The following is a 22,870-nucleotide window of genomic DNA, read 5'->3' on the forward strand; positions in this document are numbered from 1 at the left end:
CTTTTTATTCATTCTATTAAAAGACGACTCTTATTATTATATACTATTTTTAATTTATACATAAAGAAAAAGCATGATTTCAATAGGAAATCATGCTTTTCTCTCATTATTGACGCTTTATAAATTTCGCTAAATCTTTAAATTTCACTTTATCTGAGTAATTCATTACCCCGTTTACGTAAATGCGGCTTGTAACAGCATTTAATACCGCAATTGTCGCCAATAAGACTGCTAATGTTATCGTAATTTCTAGCATACCTGCTTCACCAGCTACAATACGTGAGAAGGTAACCATCGGTGTAAAAAATGGAACGTAAGAACTTACAACAACGATAGTACTATTCGGATCACTTAATGATTTAATACTAATAAAGAATGCAGCCATAATTAAAATCATTACCGGGAAAGATACAGCTTGTAAATCCTCCGTCTTAGACACAACAGCTCCAGCAGCAGCATACATCATCGCATAAAGTAAATATCCCGTAATGAAATAAACAAGAAACATGCTGATAACCTTTGCATCTAATTTCGTAAAGTCAATTGGAATACCAAATAGTGAGGCACTTTCTAAATCGACCCAACCTAACAAATATGGAATAAGATAACCACACGCCAATATGACAAGTTGCAATAACGCCGTTGAAACAACCGCTAAAATTTTCGCATACATCATCGTAAGAGGCTTCACTTTCGGAAGCATTACTTCCATTACACGTGACGCCTTTTCAGATGCAATATTCATTGCGATTGTATTTCCGAACGCTACAATAAACATATATAAAGCAAATGTAAAGAAATAGGCAATTCCGAAAGAAGATGTACGATCTTTTATCGCTTCTTGCTTTACTTGAATTTCTGTTTGTAATTGCTGTGCAATTTCTGGTGAAACATTATTTTTGGCAATCGTCACCATCGTATATTGTTGCTTTAAATATCCTGCCATAATTGCAGAAGTTGCTTGGCTTGGAAATCCATTATACATATATGTAATCGATGGAGCCCCACCCTTTTCCGTCACATGGAATAGACCATCTAAATCACCTTCTTCTACTTGCTTATGCAGTTTATCAAAATCATCCTTTGAACCAATTGTTATTTTTGCTGATGGCAATAGCTTATTTAGCTCATCCTTTTGAACTTTATATGTGGAACTCTCTACTACAACTGCAATTTTATCTTTATCCTTATTTTTATCATCGCCTGAAGTAAAATGATTAAATGCAAAAATCCCAAACACAACTAAAAATAAAATCGCACTCGTAATTAATGATTTTTTAGATAAAAATGCTTCCCTAAAATAAAATGAAAATACGTGAGAAAATTTACGCATCGTTATTTCGCCCTCTCTACAAAGATTTCGTTTAACGTCGGCTCTAACATTTTGAATTGTCGTAAGCTAACACCTTGCTCTTGCAACTGTTGCAAAATCTTGAGAGCTTCCGCATCGTCTTGTACTTTCACATAAAGAAGGCCTTGTTGTTTTTCATACGATACATGTATAGCTTCTAATCCCTTTTCATTCTCTACTGTATCTTCAATCGTTAAATTACGGAAACCGTATTCTTTCTTAATATCACTTAGCTGTCCTTTTACGACTGCTTCACCTTTTTTCAAAATACATACATGTTGGCAAAAAGCCTCTACTTGTTCCATACGATGACTTGATAAAATAATCGTCTTTCCGCTCTGTACTTGTTCTTCAATAATACTAGATAACATCCCAGCATTAACTGGATCAAGGCCGCTGAATGGTTCATCTAAAATGAGAAGTTCCGGATTATGAAGAAGAGCAGCAATTAATTGGATTTTTTGCTGATTCCCTTTTGAAAGCTCTCCAGCCGTTTTAAATTTATATTCTGGTATCGCTAAACGCTCTAACCAGTGATCAATAGCGTGATCCACTTCTTTCTTCGACATTCCTTCTAATCTACCAAAATATCGCAGCTGATCTATTACTCTACTTTTTGTATATAAACCTCTTTCTTCTGGTAAATACCCAATTGTTACACCACTATTTCCAAATGCTTTTCCATCCCATGTAATCGAACCTTCATTAGGCGTTAATAATCCGAGAAGCATTTTGATTGTTGTTGTTTTCCCTGCACCATTTCGTCCAAGTAACCCTAGTACTTCACCTTTTGGTAACGAAATTTGCAAACCGTTAACTGCTTTTGATTCCCCAAATTGTTTCGTTAAGTTTTGAATTTGTAAACTCAAGTATAAAGCCTCCCCTTTAGTATCATTCGTACTCTCTTTCAAAGACTATGTTTATTCAAGACAAAATATAGCACCACGCTTCATCCTCTTATATGTAAACATCGTCATTAATCCATCATTTGTTCTATTTAGTTAAAATTGTAAATAACAAATTTCTTTTTGTCAATTATAATTGTCATTACGACAATAAAACTTGTCAAAATAACTATTATTATTTTGCTCATCTTTCTAATATAGGACATACTACTATATATACAAAAGACAATATGCAAATGTTCATATAAAAATATTATATTTTAATATATAATATAAAATGATTTTCTAACATCAAGGAGGATACATATGAAGATGAAGAGGGGCATTACCACTTTATTATCTGTAGCGGTTCTATCTACATCACTTGTAGCATGTTCAGGAACACCAGAGAAAACAGTGGCAAAAGAAGAGAAAGTAAAATTAACAGAACAACAATTAATGGCTGATTTATGGTATCAAACAGCCGGTGAAGCGAAAGCACTTTACTACCAAGGGTACAACATTGGTCAATTAAAGCTTGATGCAATTCTTGCAAAAGGGACAGAGAAAAAACCTGCTATCGTGCTTGATTTAGACGAAACTGTTTTAGATAACAGTCCTCATCAAGCAATGAGCGTAAAAACAGGCAAAGGCTATCCTTACAAATGGGATGATTGGATTAGCAAAGCTGAGGCTGAAGCCCTTCCAGGCGCAATTGATTTCTTAAAATATACAGAGTCTAAAGGTGTAGATATTTACTACATCTCAAATCGTAAAACGAATCAACTAGATGCAACAATAAAAAATCTTGAGCGTGTAGGTGCTCCTCAAGCAACGAAAGAACATATATTACTACAAGATCCGAAAGAAAAAGGAAAAGAAAAACGCCGTGAACTCGTTTCTCAAACTCATGATATTGTCTTATTCTTCGGTGATAACTTATCTGATTTCACAGGTTTTGATGGAAAATCTGTAAAAGATCGTAACCAAACAGTAGCAGATTCAAAAGCACAATTTGGTGAGAAATTCATTATTTTCCCGAATCCAATGTATGGCGATTGGGAAGGCGCTTTATATGATTATGATTTCAAAAAATCAGATGCAGAAAAAGATAAAATCCGTCGCGACAACTTAAAATCATTTGAAGTAAAATAAAAGAGGATGGCATTCGCCATCCTCTTTTATTTTACTTTCTCTGTTAAAGGCAAGATAAATACTTCCACACGTCTATTCTTTGCCTTTCCTTCTTGTGTATCGTTTGGAGCAATTGAACGGTATTCTCCGTATCCAATCGCACTAAATTTTTCTGGTTGTAATTCTTTATTTTGCAGTAATACTTGCATAAAATTAACTGCCCGCTGCGTACTTAATTCCCAATTCGACGCAAACTGCGCATTGGCAATAGGGACATTATCTGTATGACCCGATACTGTAATTTCACGAGGTGACGCTGAAACAAGTAAGCTAGACATCTCTTTTGCAATCCCTAAAGATTCTAATTTCACATCTGCTTTCCCCGAATCAAACAGTATATTTTCTAATATTGTCACCATTAATCCCTTTTCAGTTAATTTAGTTTGAAAAGAAGAGGATAATTGTTTTTCATTAATATATTGATCAATCTTTTTTTGTAATGCTTTCAATTCATCCATCTCTTTTTTTTCTTTAGCTCTAGCTTCTTCTTGTTTTTTTGCTTGTTCTGCCTCAAGGCTACTTGCTGATAATTCTTTTTCATCATTTGGCTTTTGATCACTTAAAAATTCTTTGTTACCTGTTCCCCCAGCTAATTCACTTCGAAAAGCAACTGCCATCTGTTTAAACTTCGCAGCATCTATACTACTCATTGCGAATAAAACGATAAACAATGCAAATAACAACGTTAACATATCAGAATATGGGATTAACCACGTTTCATCGATATGCTCATCATGTTTTTTCTTTTTACCTCTTCTATTTTTCTTACTCCGCATTTTTTTCTGCTCCTTTTTCTAGCTTTTTACGCTCAGTTGCAGAAAGTGCACCTAAAATGCGGTTCTTCATAATAAACGGATATGTACCTTCTTGTAACATTAATAAACAATCAATGATTAAACGTTTTTTCTCAATTTCAGCTGAAGATTTTTGCTTTAACTTATTTGCAAATGGATGCCATAATACATAACCTGAAAAAATACCAAAAATCGTTGCAATAAACGCACCCGAAATAGCATGACCTAACTTTTCAATATCAGTTAAGTTACCAAGCGCAGCTACAAGACCGATAACAGCACCTAAAACTCCTAATGTCGGTGCATACGTACCAGCTTGTGAAAAAATAGCAGCTCCCTTTGCATGTCTTTCTTCAATTGCCTCTAATTCAGATTCCAAAATCTGCTCTAAATCTTCTGCGGATACGCCATCAATCACAAATTTCATACCGCGCAAAAGAAATTCATCTTGAATTTTGTCTAATTGTTGCTCTAAAGACAAAATACCGTATTTTCTACTTTCAGATGTCCAATGAACAAATAATTCTAGCAACTGTTCATAACTTAAATCCTTTTTATTTGAACCAAAAAGAACTTTAAATAGTTTTGGAACCCTTTTTAGTTGATTCATCGGAAATGCAATACATACTGCAGCAAATGTACCGATAAAAATAATTAATGCTGCGGCAGGATTTAATAAGGCTGTTATGTCAGCGCCCTTGACGACCATCCCTACTACCACTGCTACAAATCCTAAAATAAGTCCAATAATTGTTGCAAAATCCATTCCCATTCACTCCTAGTCTATACAAGAAGTTCTCTATTCTCGATAATCGCTACATCTTCTTATGTATATATATTACATAAAAAATGCATTTCATGAAAGATAAGAAATGAATTATATAAAAAAATACTACAAATTCACACATTTTCTGACATTTTCTTTGCATTTCTATTACGTTATGACTCTTATATTCCTTTTCCAACAAACTAGATTTATAATAAAAAAAACATTACACATTTTATGAAGAAGGGACTGTGATTACAAGGCATCATGAAAAAGATAATAATTATTTCTGCCACTACTATTGTAATCGGTATCACATCTTTCGCTTACTTTGGTTCTAAAACACCACTAAATAATGAAGCAAAAGCTGTCGAAAGTCAAAAGCATAATAACCATAAAAAAGAAGAGATTCCTGCTTTTCCAAAAGCTGATCATAATGCAAAGAAAATAGACAATGACTTTTCAGTTGTAACAAATCCAAAATCTAATCTTGTCTTAATTAATAAACATCGAAAACTACCAGATGGATACATTCCTGAAGACTTAACGAGACCAAATGTACCATTTATTAGTCCAAAAGATAAAGAAAAAACATTGCTGCGAAAAGATGCTGCAGAGGCACTTGAAAACATGTTTAAAGCTGCGAAAAAAGAAGGGCTTGATCTTACAGCTGTATCTGGTTATCGTTCATACAAACGCCAAAAATCGTTGCATGATACATACGTTAGACGTCAAGGAAAAGCCGAAGCTAATTCGGTAAGCGCAATTCCTGGTACAAGTGAACACCAAACGGGTTTAGCAATGGATATTAGTTCAAAATCAGCTAAATTTCAATTAGAGCCTATCTTCGGGGAGACAGCAGAAGGAAAATGGGTCGCAGAACACGCTCATGAATTCGGCTTTGTCATTCGTTACTTAGAAGATAAAACAGATACAACAGAATATGCATATGAACCATGGCACTTACGCTACGTTGGTAATCCATACGCTACATACCTATATAAACATCACTTAACATTAGAAGAAGCGATGGAAGACAAAAAATAAGAGAGCAAATTGCTCTCTTATTTTTCTTTCACTCTATTATTGTATTAATTTCTTCTTCCATTCTTCAGGCCATGGTTCGCCTCTTCCTGTTTTTTTCGACGCTTGAACCATCATTCCACGACCTACTAAACAAACCTCTCCTGCTGCATTCTTCACCATATAATGTAAATCTAAAGAAGAATTCCCGACCGATCCTGCCTTTACATACACCTTCAGCTGTTCATCAAAATATATTTGCTTAATAAAATTACATTGTAAATCCGCAACAACGATCATCGTTTCTGATGATGCATGTGTCCACTCTTGCATAAATCCAAGTTCTTTAAACAACGCAATACGAGCTTCTTCAAAATAAGTAAAAGCAACGACATTATTTACATGTCCAAACATATCTACTTCACCAAAACGAACCTTTACAGGGTTGTAAAACGAAAAACCACTTTCCCATTGCTCAAAGTCTTCAATATAAGAAATCCTCTTCATTGTTATCTCTCCTTTTCACCTTTAAATAAACAGAATAAACAGAAAAATACAGTTATAAATATTGCCTCTTCGATATGAAGAGGCAATATTTATTAATAGTTATTATCGCTACCAAAGAAATCTTTGAACGATTGAATTGTTGTATCACGGTTTAATGCCGCAATTGAAGTTGTTAAAGGAATACCCTTCGGACATGATTGCACACAGTTTTGAGAGTTACCACAGTTTGCTAGTCCTCCATCTCCCATAATTGCACGTAAGCGATCTGCTTTATGCATTTCACCCGTTGGATGTGAGTTGAATAAGCGAGCTTGTGATAACGGTGCTGGTCCAATAAAGTCAGACTTACTGTTTACGTTTGGACATGATTCTAAGCAAACACCACATGTCATACATTTTGAAAGCTCATAAGCCCATTGACGCTTTTTCTCAGGCATTCTTGGTCCTGGCCCTAGGTCATACGTACCATCAATTGGAATCCACGCTTTAACGCGTTTTAGAGCATTAAACATGCGACTACGATCAACTTGCAAGTCACGTACAACCGGGAATGTCTTCATCGGTTTTAAGCGAATTGGTTGCTCTAATTGATCGATAAGTGCCGTACATGATTGACGTGGTTTTCCGTTAATCACCATCGAACATGCACCACATACTTCCTCTAAGCAGTTCATATCCCATGCAATCGGAGTTGTTTGGTTCCCTTTTGAATCAACAGGATTACGACGGATTTCCATAAGTGCTGAGATAATATTCATATTCGGACGATATGGAATTTCAAACTCTTGGTCAAACGCTTGCGCATCTGGCCCGTCTTGTCTCGTAATGATGAGGCGGATTGTTTTCTCAGACATGTTGTTTATCCCCCTTCTCTTCACCCTTAGCAGCTACATCGTGTTTTGAAGAATAATCACGTTTACGCGGTTTAATTAATGAAATATCAACGTCTTCGTAATGGAATGCTGGTGCATTTCCTTCTCCCTCAAATTTTGCCATCGTAGTTTTTAAGAAGTTTGCATCATCACGATTTGGGAATTCAGGTTTGTAATGCGCCCCACGGCTCTCATTACGGTTATATGCGCCAATTGTAATAACACGTGCTAACTCAAACATATTTGCAAGTTGGCGTGTAAATGAAGCACCTTGGTTACTCCATCTTGCTGTATCGTTAATGTTAATACGTTTGTAACGAGCCATTAATTCTTCAATTTTCGCATCTGTTTCTAATAATTTTTTATTTTCACGAACTACTGTAACGTTATCTGTCATCCATTCTCCAAGCTCTTTATGAAGAACATACGCATTTTCGTTACCATCCATCGTTAAAATATTGTTAAATTTCTCTGTTTCGATTAATTCATTTTGTTCATATACAGTAGATGAAACAGCATCCGATGATTTAGAAAGACCTTTCATATATTCAATTGCGTTTGGTCCCGCTACCATACCACCATAAATTGCTGATAATAGTGAGTTCGCACCAAGACGGTTACCTCCGTGCATAGAATAATCACATTCACCTGCTGCAAATAAACCTGGAATATTTGTCATCTGTTTATAATCAACCCATAGTCCGCCCATTGAATAGTGAACAGCTGGGAAGATTTTCATTGGTAGTTTACGAGGATCATCCCCTGTAAATTTCTCATAGATTTCAATAATTCCACCTAGTTTAATATCTAGTTCTTTTGGATCTTTATGAGAAAGATCTAAATACACCATGTTTTCACCGTTAATACCTAGTTTTTGCTCTACGCAAACATCAAAGATTTCACGTGTTGCGATGTCACGAGGTACAAGGTTTCCGTAAGCCGGATATTTTTCTTCTAAGAAGTACCATGGTTTACCATCTTTATATGTCCAAACACGTCCACCTTCACCACGTGCAGATTCACTCATAAGACGTAATTTATCGTCTCCAGGAATTGCCGTTGGGTGAATTTGAATGAACTCACCGTTTGCATAGTATGCGCCTTGTTGATATACAGCAGAAGCTGCTGTACCTGTATTGATAATGGAGTTTGTTGATTTTCCGAAAATGATACCAGGGCCCCCTGTTGCCATAATCACGGCATCTGCTCCGAAACTTCTAATCTCCATAGTTTGTAAGTCTTGTGCAACGATTCCTCGGCACACACCTTCATCATCAACAACAGCTCGTAAGAAATCCCAACCTTCATATTTCGTTACAAGTCCTGCTACTTCGTGACGACGTACTTGCTCATCTAATGCGTAAAGTAATTGCTGTCCAGTTGTTGCACCAGCAAATGCTGTACGGTGATGTTGCGTTCCACCAAATCGACGGAAATCAAGAAGTCCTTCTTCCGTACGGTTAAACATAACACCCATACGGTCCATTAAATGAATGATACCAGGTGCTGCTTCACACATTGCTTTAACTGGTGGTTGGTTCGCTAAGAAGTCCCCACCATAAATTGTATCGTCAAAGTGGATCCATGGAGAATCCCCTTCACCTTTCGTATTTACGGCACCGTTAATTCCGCCCTGAGCACATACAGAATGTGAACGTTTTACTGGTACTAAAGAAAACAGTTCAACATTTACTCCTGCTTCTGCCGCTTTAATCGTTGCCATTAAGCCAGCCAAGCCACCGCCGACTACTATAAGTTTCCCTTTCATGCTCTCCCACTCCTTACTGGTTTGCTAGCTGTGGATCGATGAACGCTAATAATGCACTCACACCTACATAAGATAAACCTAAGAAAATAGCTAATGTTACATAAGTAGAGATTCTTTGTGAACGTGGAGATACTGTAATTCCCCAGCTGATGCAGAATGTCCATAGTCCATTTGCAAAGTGGAAAATTGTTGAAACAACACCAACTAAGTAGAATGCAAACATAGCTGGATTGTTTAAAATATCTGCCATCATATCATAGTTTACCTCTTTACCTAACATTGCTTGAATACGAGTTTCCCAGACGTGCCAAGAAATGAAGATCAGCGTAACGATACCTGAAATTCTTTGGAAGACGAACATCCAGTTACGGAAATAACCGTAAGAAACCGCATTGTTCTTAGCTGTAAATGCAATATATAAGCCATATATAGCATGGTACAGTATCGGTAAAAAGATGATGAAAATTTCTAGCGCATACCGGAATGGAAGGAGCTCCATAAAGCCTGCAGCTTTGTTAAAAGCCTCTGCTCCTCGTGTTGCAAAGTTGTTTACAATTAAATGTTGCGTCAAAAAGACACCAACCGGGATGACCCCCATTAATGAGTGCCACTTACGAAACGTATACTCGCGGCCTTTCATGTCCCCATTACCCCCCTTGAATGTTTGACTGCTGTTTTCAGATTAGTTTACAACAATAATGTTTTTTCACTATTGGCATAAGAAAAACTGAAAAAATTATTCGAAATATTTCAGCATAATTTGATACCAAGTTCATTTTACTCCTATTTTTGTCGAAGCGTCAAGAAAACGTATACATAATTTGCATATAATTTGCCAATTCTTTTTTTCTTCTTATATATTCAGATTTTCCTAAAGAAAAATCTGTTTTTATAAATGTGAAATGTTATATAATAATCCCTATAGAAAGAGGGGAATATTGTGAGCAAAAATACAATCGATACAACATCTTTAGAAGATGTTTCATTGAACGCCTTCGCTTATGAATTGCTACGTGAAGAATTACTACCTGATTTAATCGGCAACGATTTAGATGGTATTTTATACTGGTCTGGTAGAAACCTTGCAAGAAAATATCCGCTAGAAACAATTGAAGAAGTCATTCAGTTCTTTGAAAAGGCTGGCTGGGGCACTTTAAGCATTGTTGAACATAAGCGTCGTGAAATGCAGTTCCAACTTAAAGGTACACTCATTGCAGAACGTCAAAAACAAAAACGACATTCTTCTTATCAACTAGAAGCCGGATTCATCGCTGAACAAATCCAAAAGCAACGGAACGTCGTTGCAGAGTCATACGAAGAAAAGAAAAAACGTTCTGACTCTATTACATTTCTTGTAAAATGGGATATAAAAGATCTCATTGAAGTGTAAGCATTACCTACAGTCAACTAGACATATCAGTTTAGTTGACTTTTTTGTATTTTCATTCAGATGTGTTTATTTTAAATCTTCAGAAATTATATCAAAAAACAGAAGACGTTGTAAACTACAACGTCTTCTTATCTGTTAAATACGTATAAATCGTCTCCGCGACATTTTTTGGCATACCCGCTTCGACAAATTCCTCTATAGAAGCTTCTTTCATCTTCTTTAATGAACCAAAATGTTTTAACAATACCTTTTTCCGTTTATCACCGATTCCTGGAATATCATCCAACGCTGATTGAATGACAGATTTCCCATGTAATTGACGATGGAATGTAATCGCAAATCGATGCACCTCATCTTGAATACGCTGCAATAAATAAAATTCTTGGCTATTTCTCTCAAGCATCACAGGTTCCGGTGGATCCCCAATAATTAAATGGGAGGTTTTATGTTTATCATCTTTTACAAGACCTGCCATCGGAATATATAATCCGAGCTCATTCTCTAAAATATCACTTGCAGCCGCTAGATGGCCTTTTCCTCCATCAATAATAATCAAATCAGGTAAAGGTGAATTTTCTTTAAGCGCCCTTGTATAACGGCGCCTCACAACTTCCCTCATAGACTCATAATCGTCTGGTCCTTGAACCGTTTTAATTTTATATTTTCGATACTCTTTCTTCGCCGGTTTCCCATCGATAAAAGCAATCATTGCAGAAACGGGATTTGTTCCTTGAATATTTGAGTTATCAAACGCTTCAATACGATACGGTGTTTCAATCCCAAGCTGCTTCCCTAAATGATCTACCGCTTTAATCGTTCGTTCTTCATCACGTTCAATTAAGTAGAACTTCTCTTCAAGAGCAATCTTCGCATTTTTATTTGCTAATTCTACAAGGTCTTTTTTCTTACCACGTTTCGGCTGTGTTGCTTCTACTTCTAAAAACCGCTCTACTAATTCCGAGTCTATACTTCCTGGAACGACAATTTCCTTCGGCTTAAAATGACTACTGTTTTCATAAAATTGGCCGATAAAAGTTAAAAAACCCTCTTCTGGTTCATCGTAAATTGGAAACATAGAAACATCGCGTTCAATTAGCTTTCCTTTTCGAACAAAGAAAACTTGAACACACATCCATCCTTTATCCACTGCATATCCAAACACATCACGATCCACTAAGTCACTCATAATCATCTTTTGTTTTTCCATAATCGCATCAATATGAGCAATTTGATCACGCAACTCTTTTGCACGTTCAAACTCTAGTTTCTCTGAGGCCTCATACATTTTTGTTTCTAATTCTGAACGAACTTCTTTATGTCCACCATTTAAAAACTTAATAATTTCATCTACAATTTCTTTATTTTGTTCTTCCGTCACTTCTTTCACACAAGGTGCTAAACATTGACCCATATGATAATACAAACAAACTTTATCTGGCATATTCGTGCATTTCCGAAGTGGATACATACGATCTAGCAGTTTTTTCGTTTCATGAGCAGATTGTGCATTTGGATAAGGACCAAAATATTTCCCTTTATCCTTTTTTACGTTTCGAGTAATGAGTAAGCGCGGTTGCTTCTCCGCCGTAATTTTAATAAAGGGATATGTTTTATCATCTTTTAATTGAATATTATATTTCGGATCATATTTTTTAATTAGATTTAACTCTAAAATAAGCGCTTCTAAATTCGAAGAGGTTACAATATATTCAAAATCAACAATTTCTCCTACAAGCCGCAGTGTTTTCCCATCATGTGAACCAGTAAAGTACGAGCGCACACGATTTTTAAGCACTTTTGCCTTTCCGACATATATAACCGTTCCTTGCTTATCTTTCATCAAATAACAACCAGGTTGATCTGGTAAAATGGCCAACTTCTCTTTCAAATGTTCGTGCACTCGTCTCCCTCCATTTCTACATACTTAGCATTTTTATTTCCCCTTGAAAACATACTATGCCCAAACACCCAACATACGTTCTTTTATTGTAACGGAAAGACTGTAAAAAAGAAAATAAAAAAAGCTACCAAATGGTAGCCCCTTTATTTTAGAAGTGTTTAGAAACTAATTCTACTAACGCTTCTTTCGGTTTGTAACCTAACGCTTGATCAACTACTTTACCGTCTTTTAATACGAAAAGAGCTGGAATACTCATTACTTCGAATTGACGAGCAGTTTCTTGGTTTTCATCAACGTCTACTTTTACTACTTTTACTTTTTCGCCTAGTTCTGCATCGATTTCCTCTAATACAGGAGCGATCATTTTACAAGGTCCACACCAAGGTGCCCAGAAATCTAATAATACAACACCTTCGCTAGTTTCAGCTGCGAAGCTTTGGTCATTTGCGTTTACAATTGCCATTTTATTTCCTCCTTCAAGTATATTCTACCAAGAGTATATCATTAACTTATATACGTGGCGAATAATATGTATCGTTATGTATTGTAACAAAAAAATGTTCCTTTATACTATATAAAAATACGGATTAAAAACTAAAAAGATGAGAGACAGGGGATCTCTCACCTTTTTCTATATATAGGGGTACTTCACTTGGAACTCAAGGGTACTTAAATCATGAATGTACTTTTAACTTTTTAAACTCTTCTGTTAAAAGAGGTACAACTTCGAATAAGTCACCGACAATACCGTAGTCAGCTACTTTAAAGATACTTGCTTCTGGATCTTTATTAATCGCAACGATGATTTTTGAGTTAGACATACCTGCTAAATGCTGAATCGCACCAGAAATACCACATGCAATGTATAAGTCTGGCGTAACAACTTTACCAGTTTGACCGATTTGTAATGAATAATCACAGTATTCAGCGTCACAAGCACCACGAGATGCCCCAACAGCGCCGCCTAGTACGTCAGCTAACTCTTTTAATGGTTTAAAGCCTTCTTCACTCTTTACACCGCGTCCGCCAGCGATAATAACTTTCGCTTCAGAAAGATCAACACCTTCTGCCGTTTTACGGACAACATCTTGAATGATTGTACGTAAATCTTTCACATCAACTGTAATAGAAGATACGTCACCGCTGCGAGACTCATCTTTTTCCAGAGTTGCAATGTTATTTGGACGCACTGTCGCAAATAAGATGCCGTCTGTTACAATCTTCTTCTCGAATGCTTTACCAGAGTAAATTGGACGAGTGAAGATAACATTTCCACCTTCAACCTCTAAAGCAGTTACGTCAGAAACTAAACCAGCTTCAAGCTTCGCTGCTAATTTTGGTGATAAATCTTTACCAAGTGCTGTATGTCCAAAGACAATACCTTCTGGATTTTCTTCAGCATGTACAGCTAAAAACGCTTGTGCATAACCATCAGATGTATATGATTTTAATTTATCATTTTCAACTGTCACAACGCGATCTGCACCGTAATGAATCAATTCTTTTGCAAAAGAGGCAACGCTGTCTCCAATTAGAAGACCTACTACTTCACCGCCTTCTGCAATTGTTTTTGCTGCTGCTACCGCTTCAAACGAAACGTTACGTAGCGATCCATCACGAACTTCACCCATTACTAATACTTTACGAGCCATAGATTTTCCCTCCTGCATATATAATTTCGTATTTTATTAGATTACTTTCGCTTCTGTATGGAGCAACGATACAAGTTCTTTTACTTGATCTTGCAGCTCGCCTTGTAACACTTTTCCTGCATCTTTCTTAGGAGGCAAATAGATTTCAATTGTTTTTGTCTTTGCTTCCACATCATCATCTTCTAAATCTAAATCATCTAATTCTAATTCTTCTAGTGGCTTTTTCTTCGCTTTCATAATACCTGGAAGCGATGGATAACGCGGTTCATTTAAACCTTGTTGTGCTGTTACTAAAACTGGTAATGAAGTTGCAATCACTTCTGTATCCCCTTCAACATCACGCTCAATCTTCACATTTGTACCGTCAATTTCAAGTTTTGTAATTGTCGTTACATACGGAATATTTAACGCTTCAGCTACGCGTGGTCCTACTTGTCCAGATGCACCATCAATTGCAACGTTTCCGCCTAAAATTAAATCTGCATCTTTATCTTTTAAATATTCAGCAAGCACTTTTGCTGTCGTGAACTGGTCACCATTTTCTACATCATCTTCAATATTAATTAATACCGCTTTATCACAGCCCATTGCTAATGCAGTACGAAGTTCTTTCTCACTATCTTCGCCACCGACTGTTACAACTGTAACTTCTCCACCTTGTGCGTCTCTTACTTGAATTGCTTCTTCAATTGCATATTCATCGTAAGGGTTGATGATGAATTCCGCTTCGCCATCGTAAATTGCACCGTTTTTAATTACGATTTTTTCTTCTGTATCAAATGTTCGTTTCATGAGTACGTAGATGTTCATTCCATTTACCCCCTTGTTTTTCAGAAAGATTCTATCAATTTTAATTTTCTGTTAATTTATATCAAAAAATAATTGAACTACCTGCCACTAAATGAAGGTTTACGCTTTTCTAAAAATGCAGCTACACCTTCTCTTCCATCTTCACTCGTAAATACTTCACCAAAAATCTGTGATTCACGTTGTACACCTTCATAGTAATGAGACGATTTTGTCGTTTGCAATAATTCTAGTACAGCACGAGTTGTTGCTGGACTTTTTCCAGCAATTTGTTTTGCGACTTTAAGCGTATCATCTAAAAGTGATTCTTCAGAGAACAATCCGTTAACAAGTCCCCACTTTAACGCTTCTGCACCAGTAATTGGTGTACTTGTTAACATCATTTCACAAGCTTTCGCTTTCCCAACATAACGTGGTAAGCGCTGTGTACCTGCAAAGCCAGGAATTAATCCAAGTGTTAATTCGGGTAAACCAAGTTTTGCACTTTCAGTTGCAAAGCGCATGTGGCAAGACATAGCAAACTCAAGGCCGCCGCCCAGTGCCGCTCCATGAATTGCCGCAATAACTGGTTTTGAACATTTTTCAACACGCTCAAACGTAACTTGTCCAAGCTGTGCTAATTCTGTTGCTTGCTTCGCTTCAGTAACAGATGTAAATTCTTTAATATCTGCTCCCGCTGAGAAGAAACGTCCTTCACCGTGAATAACAACAACACGAATGTTATCATCCTTTTCCACTTGATCAATTAATTCAGTAACGTCATGCATAACTTGTGAAGACATCGCATTTGCTGGTGCGTGATTTAACGTCGCCACCGCGATATGATCTTCAACTCTTACAGATAGGAATTTCAACATGATCCCTCCCATTATTGACGATAGCCACAAGCTGCAATAAGTAGCCCGTGTACCGTTTTTGAAAGTGCGACCAGATCATACTTATGATCGCTCATTACCCAATTGGTCACAACTTCATCTACTGTTCCAAAGATCATTTGTCTTGCCACGCGAACATTTAAATCTGCTTGAAATTCACCTTGTTTTATACCAGTCTCTAAAATCTCATCCATAACTTGTAAGTAGCCTTTTAATACTTCATTTATTTTAAGGCGCAAGTCTTGATTGGACTGCCTCAGCTCTAATTGCGTAACGATAGCAAGAGGATCATTTTGCGACAACAGCAAGAAGTGCGTTTCTACCAACATGAATAACTTCGATACAGCGCTTTCAATTCCTGCTGTTTTTTGACGAATTGTTTCGACAAATTCTCCCATCTTCTCTTGGAATAAGGATATTAATATATCTTCTTTATTTTTAAAATATAAATAAATCGTGCCATCAGCTACCCCAGCTTGCTTTGCGATTTTAGAAACTTGCGCTTGGTGGTACCCATTTTCCGCAATCACAATGACTGCCGCATCAATAATTTGATTGTATTTCGGTCTATTTTTCTTCACTTTACTGTCCCCTTCAAGAAGATGACTGAATGAATAGTCATTCATATTCTTATAATACTGACTATTTAGAAAAGTGTCAATCCTATTTTTTCAAAAAGAAAGGGCCTTAGCCCGTTTGCTCATCCTCATTCTTTCTCTTCTCTTCATCTATTAGAACACGTCGTAAAATTTTCCCTACTGTCGTTTTCGGCAATTCATCTCTAAACTCATATACTTTCGGCACTTTATAAGCCGCTAAATATTTACGTGCAAACTGATTTAATTCTTCCTCAGAGCACTCCGTACCTTCTTTTAACACAACAAATGCTTTAACTGTCTCTCCTCGGTACGGATCTGGAACTCCAATTGTCACTACTTCTTGCACTTTTTCATGCTCATATAATACTTCTTCAACTTCACGAGGATACACATTAAATCCACTCGCGACAATCATATCTTTCTTGCGATCTTTTACATAGAAGAATCCATCCTCATCCATGTAGCCAACATCACCTGTATGGAGCCAGCCATCTTGCAATACAGCCGCTGTTTCCTCTGGCTTATTCCAGTACCCTTTCATAATTTGAGGACCTTTCACTACAATTTCCCCTATTTCTCCTGGCGGTAATTCCTCACCAGTTTCAAGTGACATAATGATTGCTTCTGTATCTGGCCACGGAACTCCAATGCTACCTGGCACTCGCTTTTCCCATAAAAAATTACTATGTGTAACCGGAGAGGATTCTGTTAAACCATATCCCTCTACTAGTTTACCACCTGTAACTGTTTCGAACTTTTCCTGTACTTCTACTGGCAGTGGTGCTGATCCACTAATACAAGCACGAATAGAAGAAATATCGTATTCTTTTAAAAGTGGGCTATTTAAAAGAGCGATATAAATAGTTGGTGCCCCTGGAAATAGTGTCACTTTATGCTTCTTAATCGCTTCAAAGACCATTTTCATATCAAACTTTGGAATAAGGACCATTTTGTATCCTTGCATAACACTCAAATTCATAACAGCCGTCATGCCGTACACGTGGAAAAATGGAAGAACCCCAAGAACGACTTCTTCTCCTTCTTTGCAATTATATAACCATTGAACTCCCATTAACGTGTTAGAGACGAGGTTTTTATGCGTTAACATAACGCCTTTCGGAAATCCAGTTGTTCCTCCTGTGTACTGTAAAAGAGCTAAATCATTTTCAGGATCACAAGGCACCTCAACATCCGTATCCACTTCTTTTTCTACTGAATTCCAAAGATGAATCGTTTCACTCTCTGATACTTTCACAACTAAATTCGACTGTTTTTTCTGCACAAATGGATACAATAGATTTTTAGGGAATGGTAAAAAGTCCGCAATACGAGTTACGATAATATGCTCAATTTTTGTAGCAGATTGAACATTCGTTACTCTTGGAAACACTAAATCGAGACAAAGAATTACTTTTGCTCCCGAGTCATGAAGCTGATATTCTAATTCTCTTTCTGTATACAGTGGATTTGTTTGTACTACGATACCTCCCGCAAGTAATGTACCGTAATAACCAATTACAGCTTGCGGACAATTCGGCAACATAATAGCAACTCGATCACCCTTTTCCACACCGAGCTTTTGAAGATAATTTGCAAACCTCTTTACCTTATCATGGAAGTCCGAAAACGTAATATCCTTCCCTAAAAAGTGAAGCGCTTTCTTTTCTGGGTAGCGAGAAGCCATCTGTTCTACATATCTATGAAGCGGCTGAATATCATAAGAAATCGTACTAGGAATTTCCTCTGGATAACTTTTCAACCATGGTTTTTCCACCTTCATTCCCCCTTCAAATACATAAAAAATAAAGTGAAACTTTAATCAGTGGAGGTTTTGTTCAGCCCCACTGATTATTAGCCCACACCAATCGGGCTTTTACGGACAGTTAATCACCCAGCTAACTTCTTTACTTTCGCTGAATTTTAAGGCGGGATCTTACTGCCCACAAATAGCGGGATAAATGAATGTTCATTCATGATGGTTATTTTCATTATATTATAGTCACCATAGCGTTACAATCATAATATTCTGACTTTTTTATAACTATGCTTTACTTCATTAACTTCTTATTATATGTAGAAACTCTCCTAATCTTAAAAGAGTAAGAGAGTTATGGTTTAGCTCAATCTTATTATCGTTAACACTGCTCCTGGAGTAGTTGTTGATAATGTTGCAACAGCTAACAAACCAAATAATTGCAAACTAATTGCACTCCCCGCCGCAAGAGTCGTAATAATTGTCGCACTAAATGATGTCGTTGCTAATGCAGGAGAATTAATAGTCCCAGCAAGCGGTGCCCCATTAATTGTAATTCGTGAACTAACTAATAATGAAGCCGTTATATTAATTGAATATGAAATATAATAATTCCCTGCATTTGCAGCCGTAAATACTGTGTTCCCCGCAGACACTGTGATACCCGGACCGATATTCTGATTGTTTGGAAGCGGGACATTTGTTCCACCTAGTAGTACCGATATTGCTGTACCCGACGTATTATTTGCAAATGCGTACGTTGCCGTTATACTTGTGCCTGTTGCTCCCGTTGCTCCTGTTGAGCCTGTTACTCCCGTTACTCCGGTTGAACCTGTCGCTCCCGTTGGACCCGTTGCTCCTGTTATTCCTGTTGCTCCTGTCGCTCCCGTTGGGCCTGTTACTCCTGTTATTCCTGTTGCTCCTGTTATTCCTGTCGCTCCCGTTGGGCCTGTTGTTCCTGTTATTCCTGTCGCTCCCGTCGGGCCTGTTGCTCCTGTTGCCCCCGTCGGACCTGTATCGCCTGTTGCTCCCGTTGGACCTGTGTCGCCTGTTGCTCCTGTTGCCCCCGTCGGACCTGTTGGACCAACTTTAGGGACTGTCCCATCGCAACTAAAACAGCATGAATCAACATGTACACCATTTTGATTATTACACCCACAATATCCATTTATGTTATTGCTCCATGAAGACATGTTGATCACTTCCTTTACATTCGATCTTTTTAGCGCAATCACCGAATTAAAAAACACCTATCTAAATGACAAAGAAATACTTTGCCTAGTCGGGGATAAAACACAGATTTCTTCCATACATTCTAGTAATTATTACATGCGATTCACTCTCCTTTTGCTTGTACTTTCGCCTCATCTCCACAGATTATTAACCATACACATTACACTTTCGTACACAGCCAAGTTCCCATTTAAACTTTCCACATTCGCCAATATTTTTAGTAAAGAGGCTTATTCTTCATAAATAGCGACTGTAACATATAAAAATCCGTATAATCTGTTATTTTTCGTCAAAATTTTAAAAATATATTGACACTTAAAATACCCTCATAGTATGATTTTGGTGTTGTAATTGATAACCATTTTCACTTGTGGTGCTAGTTACAAAAAACACTTAATTTGGGGGCAGAAGATGAAGAAAATTCTCAGTATTTTCATAGTAGTTCTTCTATTCGCTGTTGGATGCGGACAGCAAAAAGAGGAGAAAAAAGAAACAAAAGCGGACAATAAAAATCAAGCTATAACAATTAAACACGCTGAAGGGGAAACGAAGTTAGATAAACCAGCGAAAAAAGTAGTTGTACTTGAGTGGGTATATTCAGAAGACTTATTAGCACTTGGTGTTCAGCCAGTAGGGATGGCAGACATTAAGAATTATAATAAATGGGTAAATACAAAAACAAAACCGAGTAAAGATGTTGTAGATGTAGGGACACGTCAACAACCAAACTTAGAAGAAATTAGCCGTTTAAAACCAGACTTAATTATCACAGCTTCATTCCGTGGTAAAGCAATTAAAAATGAATTAGAGCAAATTGCACCAACAGTTATGTTTGATCCATCAACAAGTAATAACGATCACTTTGCTGAAATGACAGAAACATTTAAACAAATTGCAAAAGCAGTTGGGAAAGAAGAAGAAGGTAAAAAAGTATTAGCTGATATGGATAAAGCATTTGCTAATGCAAAAGCAAAAATTGAGAAAGCAGACTTAAAAGATAAAAACATAGCAATGGCACAAGCATTTACTGCTAAAAACGTACCAACATTCCGTATCTTAACTGACAATTCTTTAGCTTTACAAGTTACAAAAAAATTAGGTTTAACAAATACTTTTGAAGCAGGGAAATCTGAGCCAGATGGTTTCAAACAAACAACTGTAGAATCATTACAAAGTGTACAAGATTCAAACTTCATTTACATTGTAGCGGATGAAGATAACATTTTTGACACGCAACTAAAAGGCAACCCTGCTTGGGAAGAATTAAAGTTCAAAAAAGAAAACAAAATGTATAAATTAAAAGGCGACACTTGGATTTTCGGTGGTCCTGAGTCTGCAACATCTTTAGCAACACAAGTAGCAGATGTCATGACAGCGAAGAAGTGATTACACGATGAATAGCCTAAAACATACACTTCGAGCAAGTCTTGTATTCGGAGGAGGAGCAGCTCTCTTGCTCCTCCTTTTCTTTATTCATATCGGACAAGGTCAAGCAAACATTTCCTATAGTATGATTATTGATGCTCTTATCTCACCGAACCAATCGCTAGAACATCAAACTTTAATCATGCTTCGATTACCTAGAGCTGTAATTGCCATTTTAGCTGGAGGCGCTCTTGCTGCATCAGGGGTTATTTTACAAACGTTAACGAAAAATCCACTCGCTGAATCCAGTACAATGGGTATTCACTCTGGCGCATATTTCTTTCTAGTAGCGGCTACAATTTTCTTACCGAAAGGTTTACAAATTAATTCTCTTCTGTTCACATTTATCGGCGGTGCTATTACTGCTTTATTTGTATACCGTATTTCTGGTGGAAAAAAGGGAACCCTACTTAGAATGGCATTAGCTGGTATGGTCGTTACATTAATGCTTTCTGCCTTTACCGGAACGATGCAGCTTTTCTATGAAAATGAAACAGCTGGTTTATTTTTATGGGGAGCTGGCTCTCTTATTCAAAATAACTGGGATGGCGTTCAATTTGCTTTTCCATTTATCATTATTTCTTTCCTAGTTTTACTATTTATGTCTCGTAAACTCAACATTCTCTTACTTGGTGATGATGTTGCTATTTCTCTTGGTGAAAAAACAGCAGTAACACGTCTTATCGCCTTCATTGCTGCAATCTTTTTAACAGCAGTAATTGTTACTGTTGTTGGACCAATTGGCTTTGTCGGCTTAGTTGCACCTCATTTAATGCGCCTTATCGGATACCGTCAACACTTTACTCTTCTTCTCTCTTCTTTCTTATGGGGGGCAGTATTATTGCTTGGAGCAGATGTTGTCGGTAGATTAATAGATCCAACCGGTGCAGAACTTCCTGTTGGGGCAGTCACAGCAATGATTGGATCTCCTTGGCTTATTTACTTAGTGTATCGAATGATGAAGTCGAAACAATATATGAATGATAACGGTGCGAATGCAGCTGGAGCTAGTTCCCGCTATTACTCTTATAAAAAGGTAATCCTTATTTCTATCACACTTTGTATTGTGACGATTGCTCTTGGTGTTACAATCGGTAGTAACACTTATATCGAAAGCATTACAAATGTTATATCAGGTCAATTAACACAATTTGACAAAAACATGATGATAAATCTTCGTTTACCAAGAATGCTCGTTGCTGCTATTGCTGGCGCATGCCTTGCAATAAGTGGGCTTGTTTTCCAAGCTATATTACGAAACCCACTTGCCGATCCTTCTATTATTGGTATTTCATCGGGAGCTGGTGTCGGTGCTTTAACTATTATGTATGTCTTTCCTACACTTCCTGGTTTCTTCCTACCAATTGGTGCATTTATCGGAGGACTACTTGCAGTAGGAATTGTCCTCTTCTTCTCATGGAAATCAGGGTTTAGCCCAACAGCTCTTGCTTTAATAGGAATTGGTATTTCTGCACTTGGCTCAGCAATTATTCAAATCTTTATCGTTAGAGCCAATTTGAATGTTGCCGCTGCTTTAACATGGTTATCTGGCAGCACGTATGCAAGAGGATGGAATCACTTAGAAAATATCATTCTATATCCATCTCTAATTCTTGTATTCATTATCTTTTTCTTAATAAAACAACTTGACGTTCTCGTACTTGGAGACGATTTAGCAACTGGACTTGGGCAACCAGTAAATAAAACACGGCTTGCTCTAATTGTGCTAGCGACACTACTTGCATCAGTAAATATCGCTGCTGTCGGTACGATTGCCTTTCTAGGCCTTGTCGCACCTCACTTAGCAAGAATTGTTGTTGGTATAAATCATCAAAGACTATTCGTTTGCTCAGCACTGTTTGGAGCAATCCTTCTTGCCATCGCTGACTTACTCGGCCGAACAATTGCATACCCAAAAGAAATTCCTTCTGGACTTGTCGTTGCTGTACTTGGAGCACCTTATTTCTTATGGTTGATGAGGCAGAGCGGGAAGAAGGTTAATTAAAAAAGAGGCTTCTTATGTGAGAAGCCTCTTTTTTAATTCATTCTCATAAGCCTAAAGGAAACTATCTTTTTT

General features: G+C 37.1%; 21 protein-coding genes. 5 read left to right on the top strand and 16 right to left on the bottom strand.

Annotation, left to right across the window (positions count from 1 at the left end):
- Positions 1 to 106 precede the first annotated feature (106 nt).
- Positions 107 to 1,333: an ABC transporter permease gene (locus MR143_RS05260; protein WP_001224980.1), complete on the bottom strand. Its 1,227-nt coding sequence runs from the start codon at positions 1,331 to 1,333 to the stop codon at positions 107 to 109.
- Positions 1,334 to 1,335: 2 nt separating this feature from the next.
- Complete coding sequence (locus tag MR143_RS05265) at positions 1,336 to 2,220, bottom strand: ABC transporter ATP-binding protein (protein ID WP_000058121.1); 885 nt, start codon at positions 2,218 to 2,220, stop codon at positions 1,336 to 1,338.
- A 342-nt stretch (positions 2,221 to 2,562) separates the two neighbouring features.
- On the opposite strand from MR143_RS05265, the gene MR143_RS05270 reads away from it, so the two are divergent.
- The gene (locus MR143_RS05270; RefSeq protein ID WP_000782758.1) at positions 2,563 to 3,390 is read left to right on the top strand and encodes a 5'-nucleotidase, lipoprotein e(P4) family; all 828 of its coding nucleotides are present in this window, start codon (positions 2,563 to 2,565) and stop codon (positions 3,388 to 3,390) included.
- A gap of 26 nt (positions 3,391 to 3,416) precedes the next feature.
- On the opposite strand, the gene motB is transcribed toward MR143_RS05270, so the two are convergent.
- On the bottom strand, positions 3,417 to 4,205 hold the full coding sequence (gene motB, locus MR143_RS05275; protein WP_001256734.1) for a flagellar motor protein MotB: 789 nt from the start codon (positions 4,203 to 4,205) through the stop codon (positions 3,417 to 3,419).
- Positions 4,195 to 4,989, bottom strand: a complete 795-nt coding sequence (gene motA, locus MR143_RS05280; protein ID WP_000344853.1) for a flagellar motor stator protein MotA — start codon at positions 4,987 to 4,989, stop codon at positions 4,195 to 4,197. Before motA ends, motB begins: the two co-directional genes overlap by 11 nt.
- Positions 4,990 to 5,256: 267 nt before the next feature.
- Here motA and MR143_RS05285 point away from each other — a divergent pair, with 267 nt between their 5' ends.
- Positions 5,257 to 6,036, top strand: coding sequence for a M15 family metallopeptidase (locus MR143_RS05285; RefSeq protein WP_000720203.1), 780 nt, complete (start codon positions 5,257 to 5,259; stop codon positions 6,034 to 6,036).
- A 36-nt stretch (positions 6,037 to 6,072) separates the two neighbouring features.
- Here MR143_RS05285 and MR143_RS05290 read toward each other — a convergent pair whose 3' ends face one another.
- The 4 genes from MR143_RS05290 to sdhC all read right to left on the bottom strand — a co-directional run bounded on the left by MR143_RS05290 (position 6,073) and on the right by sdhC (position 9,799).
- The gene (locus MR143_RS05290) at positions 6,073 to 6,519 is read right to left on the bottom strand and encodes an acyl-CoA thioesterase (protein ID WP_000822733.1); all 447 of its coding nucleotides are present in this window, start codon (positions 6,517 to 6,519) and stop codon (positions 6,073 to 6,075) included.
- A 92-nt stretch (positions 6,520 to 6,611) separates the two neighbouring features.
- Entirely contained in the window at positions 6,612 to 7,373 is a 762-nt protein-coding gene (gene sdhB / locus MR143_RS05295) for a succinate dehydrogenase iron-sulfur subunit (protein ID WP_001291827.1), read from the bottom strand.
- Positions 7,366 to 9,159: a succinate dehydrogenase flavoprotein subunit gene (gene sdhA, locus MR143_RS05300; protein ID WP_000676750.1), complete on the bottom strand. Its 1,794-nt coding sequence runs from the start codon at positions 9,157 to 9,159 to the stop codon at positions 7,366 to 7,368. The genes sdhB and sdhA overlap by 8 nt, the downstream gene beginning before the upstream one ends.
- A 13-nt stretch (positions 9,160 to 9,172) precedes the next feature.
- Positions 9,173 to 9,799, bottom strand: coding sequence for a succinate dehydrogenase cytochrome B558 (gene sdhC / locus MR143_RS05305; protein WP_000678354.1), 627 nt, complete (start codon positions 9,797 to 9,799; stop codon positions 9,173 to 9,175).
- A 300-nt stretch (positions 9,800 to 10,099) separates the two neighbouring features.
- On the opposite strand from sdhC, the gene MR143_RS05310 reads away from it, so the two are divergent.
- A complete protein-coding gene (locus MR143_RS05310) occupies positions 10,100 to 10,549 on the top strand; it encodes a YslB family protein (RefSeq protein WP_000042226.1) in 450 nt (149 codons plus the stop codon).
- A gap of 115 nt (positions 10,550 to 10,664) precedes the next feature.
- Here the strand turns inward: MR143_RS05310 and uvrC are convergent, their stop codons facing one another.
- From uvrC to MR143_RS05350, 8 genes are all read right to left on the bottom strand, one after another.
- Positions 10,665 to 12,449, bottom strand: coding sequence for an excinuclease ABC subunit C (uvrC, locus tag MR143_RS05315; protein ID WP_000544299.1), 1,785 nt, complete (start codon positions 12,447 to 12,449; stop codon positions 10,665 to 10,667).
- Between the two features lie 148 nt (positions 12,450 to 12,597).
- Positions 12,598 to 12,912: a thioredoxin gene (trxA, locus tag MR143_RS05320; RefSeq protein WP_001018943.1), complete on the bottom strand. Its 315-nt coding sequence runs from the start codon at positions 12,910 to 12,912 to the stop codon at positions 12,598 to 12,600.
- A gap of 211 nt (positions 12,913 to 13,123) precedes the next feature.
- Positions 13,124 to 14,101 carry an electron transfer flavoprotein subunit alpha gene (gene etfA, locus MR143_RS05325; protein ID WP_000101942.1) on the bottom strand — a complete coding sequence of 326 codons (978 nt, stop codon included), beginning with the start codon at positions 14,099 to 14,101 and terminating at the stop codon, positions 13,124 to 13,126.
- Between the two features lie 36 nt (positions 14,102 to 14,137).
- A complete protein-coding gene (gene etfB, locus MR143_RS05330) occupies positions 14,138 to 14,911 on the bottom strand; it encodes an electron transfer flavoprotein subunit beta (protein WP_001029027.1) in 774 nt (257 codons plus the stop codon).
- A gap of 77 nt (positions 14,912 to 14,988) precedes the next feature.
- On the bottom strand, positions 14,989 to 15,765 hold the full coding sequence (locus MR143_RS05335; protein WP_000911292.1) for an enoyl-CoA hydratase: 777 nt from the start codon (positions 15,763 to 15,765) through the stop codon (positions 14,989 to 14,991).
- 11 nt (positions 15,766 to 15,776) lie between these two features.
- On the bottom strand, positions 15,777 to 16,364 hold the full coding sequence (locus MR143_RS05340; protein WP_000742223.1) for a TetR/AcrR family transcriptional regulator: 588 nt from the start codon (positions 16,362 to 16,364) through the stop codon (positions 15,777 to 15,779).
- Positions 16,365 to 16,470: 106 nt separating this feature from the next.
- The gene (locus MR143_RS05345) at positions 16,471 to 18,156 is read right to left on the bottom strand and encodes a long-chain-fatty-acid--CoA ligase (RefSeq protein ID WP_000414740.1); all 1,686 of its coding nucleotides are present in this window, start codon (positions 18,154 to 18,156) and stop codon (positions 16,471 to 16,473) included.
- A gap of 341 nt (positions 18,157 to 18,497) precedes the next feature.
- Positions 18,498 to 19,328 carry a BclA C-terminal domain-containing protein gene (locus MR143_RS05350; protein WP_242280620.1) on the bottom strand — a complete coding sequence of 277 codons (831 nt, stop codon included), beginning with the start codon at positions 19,326 to 19,328 and terminating at the stop codon, positions 18,498 to 18,500.
- Between the two features lie 451 nt (positions 19,329 to 19,779).
- On the opposite strand from MR143_RS05350, the gene MR143_RS05355 reads away from it, so the two are divergent.
- Both MR143_RS05355 and fhuB read left to right on the top strand, forming a co-directional pair.
- Positions 19,780 to 20,754, top strand: coding sequence for an ABC transporter substrate-binding protein (locus MR143_RS05355; protein ID WP_000722822.1), 975 nt, complete (start codon positions 19,780 to 19,782; stop codon positions 20,752 to 20,754).
- A gap of 7 nt (positions 20,755 to 20,761) precedes the next feature.
- Entirely contained in the window at positions 20,762 to 22,798 is a 2,037-nt protein-coding gene (gene fhuB / locus MR143_RS05360) for a Fe(3+)-hydroxamate ABC transporter permease FhuB (RefSeq protein WP_242280621.1), read from the top strand.
- The last annotated feature ends 72 nt before the right edge of the window (positions 22,799 to 22,870 follow it).

Source organism: Bacillus cereus group sp. BfR-BA-01347 (assembly GCF_022663835.1).
Taxonomy (GTDB): Bacteria; Bacillota; Bacilli; order Bacillales; family Bacillaceae_G; genus Bacillus_A; species Bacillus_A thuringiensis_K.